The organism is Bradyrhizobium sp. LTSP885 (assembly GCF_000938305.1).
Lineage (GTDB): Bacteria > Pseudomonadota > Alphaproteobacteria > Rhizobiales > Xanthobacteraceae > Bradyrhizobium.
The window spans coordinates 448,761-463,964 of the sequence record NZ_JYMT01000038.1 but is presented as its reverse complement, the minus strand read 5'-3'; the positions used below and the strand labels follow the sequence as shown (position 1 = coordinate 463,964).

The following is a 15,204-nucleotide window of genomic DNA, read 5'->3' as shown; positions in this document are numbered from 1 at the left end:
ATCATGACAGTGACAGTTTCTCCCAAGCGCACCGCCCTGCTCGCGGCGGCCCGCGAACGTATTCTGGTGCTCGACGGCGCCATGGGCACCATGATCCAGGGGCTGCAATTCGACGAGGCCGCGTTCCGCGGCGAGCGGTTCAAGGACTTCCACCGCGACATCAAGGGCAACAACGATCTCCTGATTCTGACTCAGGCTGACGCGATTACGGACATCCACGCTGCGTACCTGCGCGCCGGCGCCGACATCGTTGCGACCAACACCTTCTCCTCGACTTCGATCGCGCAGGCCGACTACGACATGTCGGACCTCGCCTATGAACTGAACTTGCAGGGTGCCCGGCTGGCCCGCGCCGCCGCGGAGCGGGTGAGCGCCGAAGACGGCAAAGAGCGCTTCGTCGCCGGCGCATTGGGCCCGACCAACCGCACCGCCTCGATCTCGCCTGACGTTTCCAACCCCGGCTACCGCGCCGTGACCTTTGACGATCTGCGCAAGTCCTATGGCGAGCAGATCAACGGCCTGCTCGACGGCGGCGCCGATTTGCTGCTGGTCGAGACCATCTTCGATACATTGAACGCCAAGGCAGCGCTGTACGCGATTGCGGAGATCACCGAAGCGCGCGGCATCGATGTGCCCGTGATGATCTCCGGCACCATCACCGACAAATCCGGCCGCCTGCTTTCCGGGCAGTTGCCGGAGGCGTTCTGGCATTCGGTGCAGCACGCCAGGCCCATCACTATCGGGTTCAACTGCGCGCTCGGCGCGGAAGATCTGCGCGCGCATATCGCCGATATCGGCCGCGTCGCCGACGCGCTGGTTTGTGCTTATCCGAATGCCGGCCTGCCCAACGAATTCGGCCAGTACGACGAGTCGCCGGAATTCATGGCGGGGCTGATCGGCGAATTCGCCAGCGCCGGCCTTGTCAACATCGTCGGTGGCTGCTGCGGCACCACGCCCGACCATATCGCGGCGATTGCCAAGGCCGTCGCGCCGCACAAGCCGCGTATCATTCCCGAAATCGAGCCACGGCTGCGGCTGTCGGGCCTCGAGCCGTTCACGCTGACCGATGCGATTCCCTTCGTGAATGTCGGCGAGCGCACCAACGTCACCGGCTCCGCCCGCTTCCGCAAGCTGATCACCGCCGGCGACTACACCGCAGCACTTCAGGTCGCGCGCGACCAGGTCGAGAACGGCGCGCAGGTCATCGACATCAACATGGACGAGGGCCTGCTCGACTCCGAGAAGGCGATGGTCGAGTTCCTCAACCTCGTCGCCGCCGAGCCGGATATCGCCCGCGTGCCCGTGATGGTCGACTCGTCGAAGTTCCACGTCATCGAGGCCGGCCTGAAATGCATCCAGGGCAAGCCGATCGTCAACTCGATCTCGATGAAGGAAGGCGAGGAGAAATTCTTGCACGAGGCGACGATCGCAAAACGCCACGGCGCTGCCGTGGTGGTGATGGCGTTCGACGAGACCGGCCAGGCCGACACGTTCGCGCGCAAGACCGAGATCTGCAAGCGCGCCTACGACCTGCTGATCGAGCGGCTCGACTTCCCGCCCGAGGACATCATCTTCGATCCGAACATCTTTGCGATCGCGACCGGCCTCGAGGAGCACAACAATTACGGCGTCGACTTCATTGAGGCGACGCGCTGGATCCGCAAGAACCTGCCGCACGCGCATATTTCGGGCGGCGTCTCCAATCTGTCGTTCTCGTTCCGCGGCAACGAGCCGGTGCGCGAAGCCATGCACTCGGTGTTCCTGTACTATGCCATCAAGGCCGGCATGGACATGGGCATCGTCAATGCCGGGCAGATGATCGTCTATGACGACATTGATCCCGAGCTGCGCCAAACTTGCGAAGACGTCATCCTCAACCGCGATCCCGGCGCCTCCGAGCGGTTGCTCGCGCTCGCCGAGAAATTCCGCGGCAAGGAGAAACAGACCAGGGAGCAGGATCTCGCCTGGCGCGAATGGCCGGTCGAGAAGCGGCTGTCCCACGCGCTGGTGCATGGCATCACCGAGTTCATCGAGCAGGACACCGAAGCTGCCCGGCAGAACGTTGAGCGTCCGCTCAACGTCATCGAAGGCCCGCTGATGGACGGCATGAACGTGGTCGGCGACCTCTTCGGCGACGGCAAGATGTTCCTGCCGCAGGTCGTCAAGTCGGCCCGTGTCATGAAGCAGGCGGTCGCCTATCTGATGCCGTTCATGGAGGAGGAGAAGGCGCGCAACCGCGCCAATGGCGTCGCCAGCGACGGCCGCAACGCCGCCGGCAAGATCGTGCTCGCCACCGTGAAGGGCGATGTCCACGACATCGGCAAGAACATCGTCGGCATCGTGCTCCAGTGCAACAATTTCGAGGTCATCGACCTCGGCGTCATGGTGCCCGCCAGCAAGATCATCGAGACCGCCAAGGCCGAAGGCGCCGACATCATCGGGCTATCAGGCCTGATCACGCCCTCGCTCGACGAGATGAGCTTCCTTGCCGGCGAGCTGCAGCGGCAGGGTATGAACCTGCCGCTGTTGATCGGTGGCGCCACCACCAGTCGCGTGCATACTGCCGTGAAGATCGACCCGAACTATCCGGGCGGCCCGGTCGTGCACGTCAACGACGCCAGCCGCGCCGTCGGCGTCGCCTCCTCGCTGCTGTCGCCCGAGAAGAAGAAGGCCTATGCCGCCGAGGTGCGCGCCGAATACGTCAAGATCTCCGCGGCGCATTTCCGCGCCCAGGCCGACAAGAAGCGGCTGAAGCTTGCCGTCGCCCGCGCCAACAAGGTCGCGATCGATTTCGCGGCGGCGCCGCCGAAGGCGCCGACGTTCTTCGGCCGCAAGAGTTTTGACGCCTATGACCTTGCCGAGCTCGCCGAATACATCGACTGGACGCCATTCTTCCAGACCTGGGAACTGACCGGCCGCTACCCGGCGATCCTCGACGATCCCAAGGTCGGCGAGGTCGCGCGTTCGCTGTACGACGATGCGCGCAAGATGCTGGACACGATCGTCAAGGAGAAGTGGTTCACCGCCCGCGCCACCATCGGCTTCTGGCCGGCCAACGCGGTCGGCGACGACATCGAGGTCTATGCCGACGAGACCCGCAAGGAGAAGATCGCGACCTTCCACACGCTGCGCCAGCAGCTCGAGAAGCGCGAGGGCCGCTTCAACGCCGCGCTGTCCGATTTCGTCGCACCGGCGAGCTCCGGCGTGCCTGATTATATCGGCGGCTTCGTGGTCACCGCCGGGATCGGCGAGGACGTGGTCGCCGACCGTTTCAAGAACGCCAATGACGACTACTCCTCGATCCTGTGCAAGGCACTCGCCGATCGCCTTGCCGAAGCCTTTGCCGAGCGCATGCATCAGCGCGTGCGCAAGGAGTTCTGGGGCTATGCGCCGGACGAGGCGTCGGCGCCGGACGAACTGATCCTCGAAAAATACGACGGCATCCGCCCGGCGCCGGGCTATCCGGCGCAGCCCGATCACACCGAGAAGCGGACGCTGTTCGCCCTGCTCGATGCTGAAAAAAACTCCGGCGTGACGCTGACCGAAAGCTATGCGATGTGGCCGGGCTCTTCGGTCTCGGGGCTCTATCTCTCGCATCCCGCCAGCTTCTATTTCGGCGTCGGCAAGATCGAGCGCGACCAGGTCGAGGACTATGCCGCCCGCAAGGCCATGACGGTCGCCGAGGTCGAGCGCTGGCTGGCGCCGGTCCTGAACTACATCCCGGCGCAGGACGGGGCCAAGGAACCTGTGATTGCGCCCGCCGCGACCCCGGCCAACGACGAGGCGTCCAGGGAATTGGCCGGGCATCCGCCAGGCTGCGCCTGCGCCGTGCACCTCGCCTGGCGCAAGAAGGCCGTGGGCGCGGGGTAGCTCTTCCTTCCCTTCTCCCCTTGTGGGAGAAGGTGGCGCGGACAAAGTCCGCGACGGATGAGGGGTCTCCATCCGCGGAGACAGACCCCTCACCCGTCTCAATCGCGCTTTGCGCGATTGATCCACCCTCTCCCACAAGGGGAGAGGGGAAGAAATGCGGAGTGAACTCCCCATGCAATTCTTCTCCTTCTGGCGGTCGCTGGCGAGCTTTCGGGTGCGGATCGCGCTCAACCTGAAAGACGTGCCGGCTGAAGTCGTGTTCGTCGACATCGATGCCGATGCGCATCGCGCGGATGCCTATCGCAAGGTCAATCCGCAGATGGCGCTGCCGGCGCTGGTGACAGACGACGGCACGGTGCTGTTCCAGTCGCTCGCGATCATCGACTATCTCGACGAGACCTATCCCAACCCGCCGCTGCTGCCGGCCGATGCAATCGGCCGCGCCCGGGTGCGCGGGCTGGCGCTGATCGTCGCCTGCGAGGGCCATCCGCTGCTGACGCCCCGGGTGCGGCGCTACCTCACCCGCGAACTCGATCTGCGCGACACCCAGCAAAGCGCCTGGTTCCGGCACTGGACGGTCGAGACACTGGCCGCGCTCGAAGGCCACCTCGCCGGCCACAAGGACACCGGAACATTCTGCCACGGCGATGCGCCCACGCTCGCCGACATCTGCCTGGTCGGCCACGTCACGGCCGCCATCAACCAGAAGATCAGCCTGTCGCCCTGGCCGACGGTCAATCGCATCCACGAGACCGCGATGGCGCTGCCGGCGTTTGCCAAGGCGCATCCGCTGGTGCAGCCGGATACGCCGGACGCGATGCGGGCGAAGTAGCTCTCGTCGTCCCGGCGAAAGCCGGGATCCATAACCACAGGGTTGGATTGTCGAAGAAGGCTGTGGCCCCAGCGTCGCGCAACAACGAACAATTGTGGTTATGGTCCCGGGTCAAGCCCGGGACGACACTGAGTTTGCGGCGCGGCTTGTGAATCATACGTCGGCGATCTCGCGGCATGCGTGAGGGGCTTACCATGTCGGGCAGATCAGCGCTAACGGCCTAACCGCTCGGCGGCGCCAGCGGTTGGACGATCTCCTGGAACGGCGGCAGCGCCTCGCAACGCGCGGCGTGGGCTTTCAGCGCAACATAGCGCGCGTCGAACAACGCGGGATGCGCCTCGCCGGTGAAGCGCAGCACGCAGGCGACCGCGATGTCGGCATGGCCGATATTTTGACCGAACCAGTACGGTGTCGTGACCGCGGCGCGCTCCTGCTCCAACACGTCGAGCACGCCCGTGATCTGCGCCTGGCAGCGCTCGACCCAGAGCTTGAGCTGCTCCTTGCGCAGCACGCGTTCATAGATCAGGCTGACCGCCTTGTCGCCGAGCCCGGTCGCCAGCGACACGATGCGCAGATGCTTGCGCCGCTCCGCACCCGATCGCGCGATCATCGCCCTCTCCGGCCCGACCAGCTCGTCGAGATAATCCAGGATCGCCCCGCTCTCGATCAACGCCTCGCCGTCATCGAGCACCAGCGCCGGCACCCGTCGCAGCGGATTGTAGGCTGCGACCTTGTCGCCATCGCCGAAGGTCGACCACGGCCGGTGCTCGAACGGCAGACCATAAAGCCGCAGCGCGATCGCGGTGCGGCGGACGAAGGGCGAGTCGTACTGGCCGATCAGGAACATCTGTCATCTCGTCGGTCGTACCGCGGCGGACCGTGCTTCGAAGCGGGGCTTTCGAAGAGCGACGGCGACGCCGGGTCAAGGGTTGCACTTTGCACCATCCTAGATGCGCCGGGCAGCATTGCAACCACCCGCTTTCGCATGCGCGGGTGACGACAGTGGTGGTCGCGGAGGCGTCGCGCGCATCGTCACTCAATCATCGGCACATGCCGCGCCGCATCGCGCGGCGCCGTGCCATCGAGCCGCGGATCATCAGCCACCTCGATCTGCCTTCGGAACGGGCGAAACCCGGACCGCTGGTAGAACGCCAGTGCTGCAGGATGATCGAAGGTGCAGGTGTGCAGCCAGACGCGGCTGATATCGCGCGACCAGGCGAGCTCCAACGCGCGGTTCATCAGGAAGCGGGCGGCACCGGTACCGATTAGCTTTGAAGTGACGCCGAAGTAAACGATCTCGCAGTTTCCGGCTTCGCGGAAATCGAGTTCGAGCAGGCCTTCGTCGCAGACGTCGTGGACCAGCGCGTAGATCTCCACTTGCGGTGCGTGGATGATCGCGGCGAGTTCGGCGTCGCTCATACGCGCGCGGGCGAACCACAGCCACTCCTCGCCGACGCGGCGGAAGAGGTCGCGAAACCAGTCGAGCGCCGGCCGCTCGGCCTTGCGCAGGCTCCAGGCGCCGGGCGGATCGTCGCGCTGCTGTGGCCGCGCGGTCATCTCCAGATGGGTGACGACCGCGGCGATCTTGCCGGCGGGAACATCGGAGTAGCCGTCGGGCAGCGTCATTGCGCGATCTCTGTTTCCATATTGCCGACGGGAAATATCTGCTGACCGTGCTGACGATGCAATGCTGTCGGGTACAGCAACGTTACCAATTTGTCAGTGGCGAAAATCCGCGAATCAGCAGCTTCATATGTGGACGGCCCACCGGAGCCAGCACCGTGTCGCGCCATCATACACTGCCGCCGATCGTCTATACGCCGCCGCCCCCCGAGCCGAAGAAAACGCGGCGGCGGCGTGGCGTCGGCACCGCCTCTGGTGCGCGCGAGACTGATGAGACCGAGGAGGCTGGTGACGTCGGGGACGGCGCACCGGTGCGCAGCGCGCCGGTGCTTCCGCGACATTCGCGCCCGATCGAGGCAACGGAGCGGCGAACAGGCTCGCCGAACGGCAAGCTCAGCGCCGACACGCTGCGGGCGATGCTGGATTTGCAGGAACAGCAGACGAAGTAGCGGGCGCATCGCACGCCGCACATTCGCTGTCGTCCCGGCGAAGGCCGGGATCCATAACCACAGGCTTGCGTTGTTGAGATAAGCTGTGGCCCCAGCGTCGCGCAACGATTGCCATTCGTGGTTATGGGTCCCGGGTCAAGCCCGGGACGACAGCGGAGTTTTTGGCAGGCGGCTGCAACCACCTCACCGCGGCGTCAGCGTGATCGCCTCTGCGGTGGCGGCTTCGACGGCGCTGCGGCTGTAGAGCAACGGGACGTATTGGCCGGTCGCCCACAGCGGCGCGAGGTCGCGGTAGTGGCCGCTGAAGGGATCGCCGGATTGGCCTGGCGTGTTGATGGTGCGGCTTGCATCCCACTGCCCGACATCGAGCACCATGCGGAACGAGGCGCCGCCGATAAGATGATAGTCGGAGCGGCGGTAATTGGCCGCGCGCGGCACGTTGGCGGCGCCGCCATACGCGAGCGGGCCGACCAACATCTGCGCCGCGGTCGCCTTGTCGGCCAGTGGTATCAGCGCGTGATCGAATTGTGCCACATGCAAACGGCCCCAGCGCCAGGTTGAGGCATCGGGCCCGAGTTTTGACGTCACCTCGGCAACGGCCTCGCCGAGGCTTTCGCGCAGCACGCGGTCGCGCTCCGCCGCCGGATCACTGCCGAGCGCTGCGTCGGGCTTTTCGAGGTAGCCAACGATGGCGGAAATGCTGGAGGCTTCCGGCGCGATCAGGTCGGCAGCCTTCGGTGCCGCGGTCTTCAGCAGCACCGGGCCAAGGTGATTTGATATCCAGACCTCGTAGACCGCAGCCGCGGCGCTATCGGCGGTGTCGCGCGCGTCCCACGCCTTCAACAGATCAAGGCCCTTCTTGACGTTGGCATCATCTGATGCGAGCGGATTGAGCAGTGCGACCAGCCGGCGTCCGATCATGCCGGTGTCGTCGTTCTGCAAATCCATCGCGTCCGCCAGCGTCACCTTGCTGTTGGCCCGCAGCACCTCGGTGATGCGCTGCCAGCGCGCGCTGTCCGACCATTCGAAGCCGACCCGGCGCTCGTTGACCGGATAGTCTGATGGCAGGTTCATCTGGTTGGCGGTGGCGATAAAGCCCTGCTTCGGCTGATAGGCCTTCGGCAATTCGTCGAGCGACAGAAAGCCCTGCCACTCATAGCGGCCGTCGCCGGGCACCGGCATCAGGCCGTCGAAATTGACCCGGCGCGGCGTCTTGCCGGCGGCGATCCAGCCGATATTGCCTGACGTGTCGGCATAGACCTGGTTCTCCGACGGCGCACCCCAGCGGCGCATCGCGGCGAGGAAGCCGTTCCAGCTCTTCGCAGTCATGTAGTCGGACGAGCCGAAATAGGCCGAGGTGCCGGGCTCGAACCAGATCGAACGCACCGCAAAGGCGCGCTTGTTGGCTTCGTCGACATAGATCACCGGGCCATGGCGGGTGAATTTCAGTTCGAGGTCGCGATCGGCCTCGCCCTTCACCTGCTCCTTCTCGTGGACGATCCGCATGTCCTCCCAGCCGGAGCCATAGCGGTACTGGTTCGGATTGGCGGGATTGAGCTCGTAGACGTAGAGGTCTTCCTGGTCGACGTTGAAGATGGTCAGGCCGAACGCGATGGTGTCGTTATGGCCGATCGAGATGCCGGGCAGCGCGGGCTCGCCGGCGCCGATCACGGAGATGCCGGGAGCGTTGAGGCCGACGATGTAACGCAGCGACGGCACACTGTGTTCACGATGCGGATCGTTGGCGAGGATCGGCCGCCCCGTCGCGGTGCGTGACGCCGCGATCACCCAGTTGTTGGAGCCGATGGTGTCGCGCTGCTGGTCGGCCTCGGCCAGGAATTTATCGGGATCATGCGCCAGCGCGGCCTTCTGGTCCTTCTGAGCGGCGAAGGCGACCGGGCGCGTGGCGAGATCATAGGCCGCGAGCACTTCCTTCGGCACGCTGCAGGGATCGAGCCCATCGGGGATTTTCGTGGTCCAGGCCGGCTCCAGCTTGACGCGGAAGCGATCGGCATCGAGGCCTGCGGCGCAGGCGACCAACGCGCGCTTCACCTCGGACGCAACGTTGCGGGTCAGGCCGTGGCTGCGGACGCGCACGACATCCTCCGCCGACCACAGATCGGGCATGGTCCCTGCGATCCTGAACTCGATCGGCAGCGGGCGCTTGCCGGCCCTGACGTCGGCGACATAGGCGTTGACGCCGGCGGCGAAGGCGTCGGCATAGGTTTTCGCCTTCGGGCCGTAGGCGGCCCATTCGGCGTTCATGTCGCCGCGATAGAGAAACAGCCGCAGCGCCTTGTCCTGCTCGGCATAGGCGGGGCCGAAATCCTTCGCGAGCAGGCCGAGGCCCCGTTTGCGCCAGAGATCGATCTGCCAGAGCCGGTCGCGCGCGGCGTTGAAGCCCTGCAGGACAAACAGGTCGTGCTCGTTGCCGGCATAGATGTGCGGGATGCCCCAGACATCGACCAGGATCTGGCCTGGCGCCTTCAGCCCGGCGACATCGGACTTGACCTGGCGCGCGGCGGAGAGCGCGTTGTCCTTGTCGCGCGCGAGCGCGGGCGTGACGAGCAATGCGGCGCAGAGCACGGCGCTGAGCAGATTCATGACCCGGTTGAGATCCGTGTTCATCTTGTTCTCCCGTTGTTGTTGTTGATTATGAGACGTCAGTCACCGCAGCGGTAGTGCGCCCCTCTCCCGTTTGCGGAGCGGGGGGCGCTCGTATAATTTCGGAATAGTCGAAGAATATTGCTGAGTTGCCTGACGTGTCAAGTTGCCTGGTCGAACGCCGTCCGCGAGCTGCCTACTTTGCATGGGGTTGTTTTCGATATTTTGGCAACGCGCCCCTGCGACGGCGCTTGCGGGGGAGGTGCACCGAGGTTGCGGCCAGACCAGCGCGCTATTCCCCCTCGTCGCTTGCCAGCACGCCCTTCACGGCACGCCCCCATCCCGCGAGCTTGCGGTCACGCGTCGCCTGACTCATCGCCGGCTTGAAGCGATGTTCGAGCCGCCAATTGTCGGCGAATTTCGCCGGCTCCGGATAGACCCCGGCCTCGAGGCCGGCGAGATAGGCCGCGCCCAGCGCCGTGGTCTCCTGGATCATCGGGCGATCGACGGGGGCGTTGAGCAAATCGGCCAGACGCTGCATGGTCCAGTCCGACGCGGTCATGCCGCCGTCGACGCGCAGCACGGTGTTGGCGGCATTGGCCTCCGGCCAGTCGGTGCGCATCGCGGCCCAGAGATCGAAGGTCTGGTAGCAGACGCTCTCCAGCACGGCATGTGCGAGCTCGGCGGGACCGGTGTTGCGGGTGAGGCCGAACAAAGCGCCGCGCACCCGCGGATTCCAGTAGGGCGCGCCGAGGCCGACGAAGGCCGGCACCAGATAGACGCTCTGCATGCTGTCGGACTTGTCAGCAAGAGGTCCGGTCTCGGCGGCTTTCTTGATGATGCCGAGCCCGTCGCGCAGCCACTGCACGGCGCTTCCGGCGACGAAGATCGAGCCTTCGAGCGCGTAGGTGCGCTGTCCGTTGAGCTGATAGGCAATCGTGGTGAGCAGCTTGTGCTTCGAGGCGACCGGCGTGGTGCCGGTGTTGAGCAGCGCGAAGCAGCCGGTGCCGTAGGTCGACTTCATCATGCCGGGCTCGAAGCAGGCCTGGCCGATGATTGCGGCCTGCTGGTCGCCGGCGATGCCCGAGATCGCGATCGGGCCGCCGAACAGATCGGCCGTGCTCTCGCCGAAGCGGGCCGAGGAATCCTTCACCTCGGGCAGCATCGAGCGCGGCACGCGCAGCAGGTTTGCCAGATCGTCGTCCCATTCGCCGCTGTGGATGTTGAACAGCAGCGTGCGCGAGGCGTTGGTGGCATCTGTCGCGTGCACCTTGCCGCCGGTGAGCCGCCACAGCAGATAGCAATCGACGGTGCCGAACAGCAATTCGCCGCGCTCGGCGCGCTCGCGGGCACCCGGCACGTGATCGAGGATCCATGCCACTTTCGTGCCGGAGAAATAGGGATCGACGATCAATCCTGTTTTGGCCGAGATCGCGGGCTCATGGCCTTCGGCCTTGAGCCTGGCGCAGATGTCGGCGGTGCGGCGGTCCTGCCAGACGATGGCGCGGTGCACGGCCTGGCCGGTGGCGCGGTCCCACACCACGGTGGTCTCGCGCTGGTTGGTGATGCCGATCGCGGCGATGTCCCTGGCCTTCAGGCCGGCCTTCTCCAGCGCCTCGCGGCACACCATGATGGTCGAGGTCCAGATGTCCTCCGGCTCGTGCTCGACCCAGCCGGAGGCCGGGAAATGCTGTGGAAATTCCTGCTGCGCGACCGCGGCGATGGAGATGTCGCTGCGGAATACCATGGCGCGCGACGATGTGGTGCCCTGATCGATGGCCAGCACGAAAGACATGAGCGTTCCCTGAAGCTTCGTCCCGAAGGTGGTTGTTTCGGGGCCAAAGGAGCGGATTACCGCGGCAACGTCAAGCTGGGGCGAGGGTACAGCGTTAGACCCGTCATCCTGAGAGGTCGTGAACCTATGCAGCCCCGTCATTGCGAGGAGCGACAGCGACGAAGCAATCCATGTATCCGCGCTTGCGGGCCGATGGATTGCTTCGCTTCGCTCGCAATGACGGCTGGACCGGGTGGCCAGAGCCAATCACATCGGCCGATAGGTCCGCACATCGGCCGGCACGTTGACGCCGGCTCGGACCTGGCCGACCGAGCGGATGATGTCGTCGCCGAGCAACTGAGCGAAGCAGGCGTAGCCCCAGTCGTTCATGTGGAGGCCGTCGGCGATGACGAAATCGTTGATTGGGATCGCCTGCCGCTCGTGCCAGTCGCGCATCACCTCGAAGCGCGGGAAGATGCCGACGTGACGAAGTGCTGCGATGCGGCCGAGCAGCTTGACCATGCCCCGCGCGCTCTCGGGACGTTCGGTGACGCGCGGCGAATATTGCGGATCGACCAGCACGATGTCGGAGCCCGCGGCCTGGATGCGCGCCACGCCGTCCTCGACCTGCTTGCCGGTTTCGCCGGGATCGAGGTTGCGCAGCACCGCATTGGTGCCAACCTGCCAGATCACCAGATCAGGATGCACGTCGATCACCTCCGACTGCAGCCGCTTCATCATCTCGGGCGCGTCGTCGCCGCCCTTGCCGCGATTGAGCACGGTGATGTCGGCGGACGGATACTGGCGGCGCAATTGCGTGTCGAGCCGGTTGGGATAGGTGAATTCCGGCGACGTCGAACCGTAACCTTGCGTCGAGGACGATCCGAACGCCACGATCACGACCGGCTTGCCCGCGGCGAGTTTGGCCGCGACATGCGGCAGCGAACCCATCGTGTCCGGCACGCCCTTGGGCTGCAGGCAAGGCACGCGGTGGAAGATGTCGCCGGCGGCTTTCGCGACCTGCTTCACCTTATCGACGGCCCGCGCCGTCGCGCTGCGCTGGTCGACGGGCATGGCCGGATCGGTCGCGGCCGTAGATGTGGCTGACGTTGCGGCCGCAGGCGTGGCCGGATCGGGCTTCGCGGCCTCGGCCCGTGCGCCGGGCGAGAGCGCCGCATGCTGGTCCGGCTGCGCGGTCTGCGCACAGAGCGGCGCGATCGACGCGGAGGTCAGCAGCACGAGCGCCGCAACGGCGGACACGCCTCGCCAGCAGGTTCGGCGAAAAGGGACGGCAAAACTCATCAACTCTGCTTCCTTTAATTCTGCTGCGCGGGGCCCAGATGGGCCGCATCGATCACAAATTTCGACAGCGCGCGGCCGAGACAGGCATGCACTTGCTTCGCCAGATCGACACCATGCGAGGTGCTGAACAGGTCGAAATATCCCGCATCGCTCCATTGCTTCATGATCGCGAACCGATCGAACAGCGGGACATCGTGCTGCTGCGCCACCACCCGCATATTGTCGAGATAGGGCGGCGCAGAGATCATCGTCTCGGTACGTGGGCTGTACTGCAGATTAACCAAAACCACGTCGACCCCAGCGTTCCGCAACGCAACAACTCCGTCGTTGATGGCACCGCGGAAATCGTCAGGATCAATCGATCGCATAGCATCGACTGTGCCGGTCTGCCAGATAACCAAAGTAGGCTTTTTTGCTTCGACAAGCTTAACCAGGGTTCCGCCGGTCTCGTCGGCGGTGCTCTTTGCCTGTAATTCTACGGATAAATTGATCGTCGCGGACGGCAGCGCCGCCTGCAGGGCGGCCTGCAGTCTGGCCGGGTAGGCGCTCGTCTCATTCGAAGGGATGCTGGAGGAGCGGCTGCCCACCACCAGCACGTTCAAAGGCTGTGCGGCCTTGACGGCCTCGGTGACCTTCGGGAGCGAACTCTCGCTGGACAACAGATAGGCGGGCACGTCGCAGGGGGGCGGCTCGGCCGTGTCCTCGGCACGCGCAGGCGCCGCCGCCAGCAAGGCGGCAAGCAGCGTCAGGCCAAACATCTGCAGGCCAACCTTCTTTAGGCCAACCTTCTTCAGGCCAAGCATCGTCCGTGCGGACTTCATGCTCCCCCTCCCGCCAGATCGGCGTTGCCGACGGTGCTTTTTGTTCGCGAGGCACCTTTGTCGGCGGAGTGCTTGTACCACGAAATGATCCACGCCATGCCCCACATGATCAGGATGCCGGAGACGCTGATCAATGCGTGCAGTGCGGCACCACCGGAGACTTCAGCGAGCACGAAATGTCCGGCAAAGGCGAGGAAGACACCGAGGCAGAATATCTCAAGCGAATGCTGGCCGCACAGGATCAAAGGTCGCAACCAGGGCGATTTCAACCCCGGCCAATCCCGGGGTAGGAAGCGCACGGTGAGGGCTGCGAGCGCCAGGAAGTGCGCGAAACGCAACACGTCAAGGTCAGTCTTATTGATCGGATACATCCACTGCTCGATCACCTTGGGCATGATGTGGCCGAGCTGCGGCACGTACCAGGTCAGCGTCACGAAGAACGCCGCGACCAGATAGACGATGCAGATCCACATCGTGACCGGCGATGACAGGATGCGCGACATCCGCCGCGCGCCGCCGAGTGCACACCAGGCGCCGAACACGAACAGCAATTGCCAGGCGAACGGGTTGAACGCCCAGAAGCCGTTCGGATAGGCCGAGAGATAGAGGTCGAACTGCCAGGTCAGCGCATAGAGCAAGACCGACAGCCCGAGCGTGACGTCGGGTTTCCATTTCATCAGCCAAAGGATCAGCGGCAGGAACAGCATCAGCACGATGTAGAGCGGCAGCACGTCCATGTTGACCGGGCGGAAGCGCAGCAGCAACGCCTGGACGATGGTCACGTCGGGCTGCTTGAGGAAATCCATGATCCCCATCTCTTCGGTGTAGAGCGGGTTCTCGAACGAGGTCGCGACATAGGAGATCTCGGCGAGGAAGATCGTGAACAGGAAGACGTGCGCGACATAGATCTGCCAGACCCGGCGCAGGATGCGCGCGGTCGCGATCACGAAGCCGGCCTCCAGCATCGCCCGGCCGTAGACGAAGGCCGCGGTATAGCCGGAGATGAAGATGAAGATCTCGGTGGCGTCGGAGAAGCCGTAGTTGCGGAGCGTCAGCCAGGTCAGCAGGTTTGCCGGCAAATGATCGATGAAGATCAGCCACAGCGCGAGCCCGCGGAACAGGTCGAGCCGCAATTCGCGCTCGCCGGCCGCCGGCAGCGTGATCGCCGGCGCGGCCGCCCGGATCTTCGCTGCCTCGGCCTTCGCCTTGGCGTCAGCCACCGGCGAACCGGCTATGGGATCGGCAATCGAGCTCATCAAGCACCGTGTGGCCGCGGAAGGTGCGCGCCGCCCGGAATGGATAATATCGGTCCGCGAGTTGCGGACAAAGCACTGAAAACGGCGGCACGCGGTCGCGCCTTAGAACGGAACTATGTTGAAACCGCGATGAAATCGGCCCGGACCGGGTTTTCACTGCCTCGCCAACCGATTGGTTCCGGCAGATCAATTCGATATGATGCAGCTATGAAGACCATCGGAATGAGCCGCATGTACCGCGCTGTTACCCGCCAGATCGAAGTCACCGTCGAGCCGAACTTCATGCCGGAGGAGTCGTCGATCGAGAAGCGCGAGTATTTCTGGTCCTACACCATCGTGATCACCAATTCCGGCTCGGAAACCGTCCAGTTGCGGACCCGGCACTGGATCATCACCGACGCCACCGGCCGCAGGCAGGAGGTGCGCGGGGAAGGCGTGATCGGCAAGCAGCCGGTGCTCGCCCCCGGCGAGCGCTTCGAATACACCTCGGGCGTGCCGCTGCCGACCGCCTCCGGCTTCATGACCGGCACCTACCAGATGGTCAGCGAGAGCGGCGAACGCTTCGAGATCGACGTGCCGACGTTTTCGCTGGATAGCCCGAGCCCGGACGGCAAAAGGGTGTTGAACTGACCGGGCGTGACGTCGCCACGCAAGCTCGGTTTGCGGCTGGCGC

Annotated in this window: 11 protein-coding genes; 4 read left to right on the top strand and 7 right to left on the bottom strand. The window is 64.9% G+C overall.

Annotated features, from left to right (window positions below):
• Positions 1–3 precede the first annotated feature (3 nt).
• A complete protein-coding gene (gene metH, locus UP09_RS25910) occupies positions 4–3,870 on the top strand; it encodes a methionine synthase (RefSeq protein WP_044541100.1) in 3,867 nt (1,288 codons plus the stop codon).
• Positions 3,871–4,042: 172 nt separating this feature from the next.
• A complete protein-coding gene (gene maiA / locus UP09_RS25905) occupies positions 4,043–4,702 on the top strand; it encodes a maleylacetoacetate isomerase (protein WP_044541099.1) in 660 nt (219 codons plus the stop codon).
• A gap of 220 nt (positions 4,703–4,922) precedes the next feature.
• Here maiA and UP09_RS25900 read toward each other — a convergent pair whose 3' ends face one another.
• Positions 4,923–5,549 carry a glutathione S-transferase family protein gene (locus UP09_RS25900; protein ID WP_044541098.1) on the bottom strand — a complete coding sequence of 209 codons (627 nt, stop codon included), beginning with the start codon at positions 5,547–5,549 and terminating at the stop codon, positions 4,923–4,925.
• A gap of 185 nt (positions 5,550–5,734) precedes the next feature.
• On the bottom strand, positions 5,735–6,328 hold the full coding sequence (locus UP09_RS25895) for a GNAT family N-acetyltransferase (protein WP_044541097.1): 594 nt from the start codon (positions 6,326–6,328) through the stop codon (positions 5,735–5,737).
• Here UP09_RS25895 and UP09_RS25890 point away from each other — a divergent pair.
• The gene (locus UP09_RS25890) at positions 6,328–6,774 is read left to right on the top strand and encodes a hypothetical protein (RefSeq protein ID WP_044541096.1); all 447 of its coding nucleotides are present in this window, start codon (positions 6,328–6,330) and stop codon (positions 6,772–6,774) included. The two genes, UP09_RS25895 and UP09_RS25890, sit on opposite strands and share 1 nt — an antisense overlap.
• Before the next feature lie 183 nt (positions 6,775–6,957).
• Here UP09_RS25890 and UP09_RS25885 read toward each other — a convergent pair whose 3' ends face one another.
• The 5 genes from UP09_RS25885 to UP09_RS25865 all read right to left on the bottom strand — a co-directional run bounded on the left by UP09_RS25885 (position 6,958) and on the right by UP09_RS25865 (position 14,531).
• Positions 6,958–9,402: a penicillin acylase family protein gene (locus tag UP09_RS25885; RefSeq protein WP_044541095.1), complete on the bottom strand. Its 2,445-nt coding sequence runs from the start codon at positions 9,400–9,402 to the stop codon at positions 6,958–6,960.
• Positions 9,403–9,670: 268 nt separating this feature from the next.
• Positions 9,671–11,173: a glycerol kinase GlpK gene (gene glpK, locus UP09_RS25880; RefSeq protein WP_044541094.1), complete on the bottom strand. Its 1,503-nt coding sequence runs from the start codon at positions 11,171–11,173 to the stop codon at positions 9,671–9,673.
• 246 nt (positions 11,174–11,419) lie between these two features.
• Positions 11,420–12,454, bottom strand: coding sequence for an SGNH/GDSL hydrolase family protein (locus tag UP09_RS25875; protein ID WP_044541093.1), 1,035 nt, complete (start codon positions 12,452–12,454; stop codon positions 11,420–11,422).
• A gap of 14 nt (positions 12,455–12,468) precedes the next feature.
• Positions 12,469–13,257: an SGNH/GDSL hydrolase family protein gene (locus UP09_RS25870; RefSeq protein ID WP_044541239.1), complete on the bottom strand. Its 789-nt coding sequence runs from the start codon at positions 13,255–13,257 to the stop codon at positions 12,469–12,471.
• Between the two features lie 14 nt (positions 13,258–13,271).
• Positions 13,272–14,531, bottom strand: coding sequence for an OpgC domain-containing protein (locus tag UP09_RS25865; RefSeq protein ID WP_044541092.1), 1,260 nt, complete (start codon positions 14,529–14,531; stop codon positions 13,272–13,274).
• Between the two features lie 231 nt (positions 14,532–14,762).
• On the opposite strand from UP09_RS25865, the gene apaG reads away from it, so the two are divergent.
• A complete protein-coding gene (gene apaG / locus UP09_RS25860; RefSeq protein ID WP_044541238.1) occupies positions 14,763–15,161 on the top strand; it encodes a Co2+/Mg2+ efflux facilitator ApaG/CorD in 399 nt (132 codons plus the stop codon).
• Positions 15,162–15,204: the final 43 nt, after the last annotated feature.

Excerpts from the sequence above, each read along its gene's own strand:
- metH (WP_044541100.1), top strand. The coding sequence starts at position 4 with ATGACAGTGACAGTTTCTCCCAAGCGCACCGCCCTGCTCGCGGCGGCC.
- maiA (WP_044541099.1), top strand. The coding sequence starts at position 4,043 with ATGCAATTCTTCTCCTTCTGGCGGTCGCTGGCGAGCTTTCGGGTGCGG.
- UP09_RS25900 (WP_044541098.1), bottom strand. The coding sequence starts at position 5,549 with ATGTTCCTGATCGGCCAGTACGACTCGCCCTTCGTCCGCCGCACCGCG.
- UP09_RS25895 (WP_044541097.1), bottom strand. The coding sequence starts at position 6,328 with ATGACGCTGCCCGACGGCTACTCCGATGTTCCCGCCGGCAAGATCGCC.
- UP09_RS25885 (WP_044541095.1), bottom strand. The coding sequence starts at position 9,402 with ATGAACACGGATCTCAACCGGGTCATGAATCTGCTCAGCGCCGTGCTC.
- glpK (WP_044541094.1), bottom strand. The coding sequence starts at position 11,173 with ATGTCTTTCGTGCTGGCCATCGATCAGGGCACCACATCGTCGCGCGCC.
- UP09_RS25875 (WP_044541093.1), bottom strand. The coding sequence starts at position 12,454 with ATGAGTTTTGCCGTCCCTTTTCGCCGAACCTGCTGGCGAGGCGTGTCC.
- UP09_RS25870 (WP_044541239.1), bottom strand. The coding sequence starts at position 13,257 with ATGCTTGGCCTGAAGAAGGTTGGCCTAAAGAAGGTTGGCCTGCAGATG.
- UP09_RS25865 (WP_044541092.1), bottom strand. The coding sequence starts at position 14,531 with ATGAGCTCGATTGCCGATCCCATAGCCGGTTCGCCGGTGGCTGACGCC.
- apaG (WP_044541238.1), top strand. The coding sequence starts at position 14,763 with ATGTACCGCGCTGTTACCCGCCAGATCGAAGTCACCGTCGAGCCGAAC.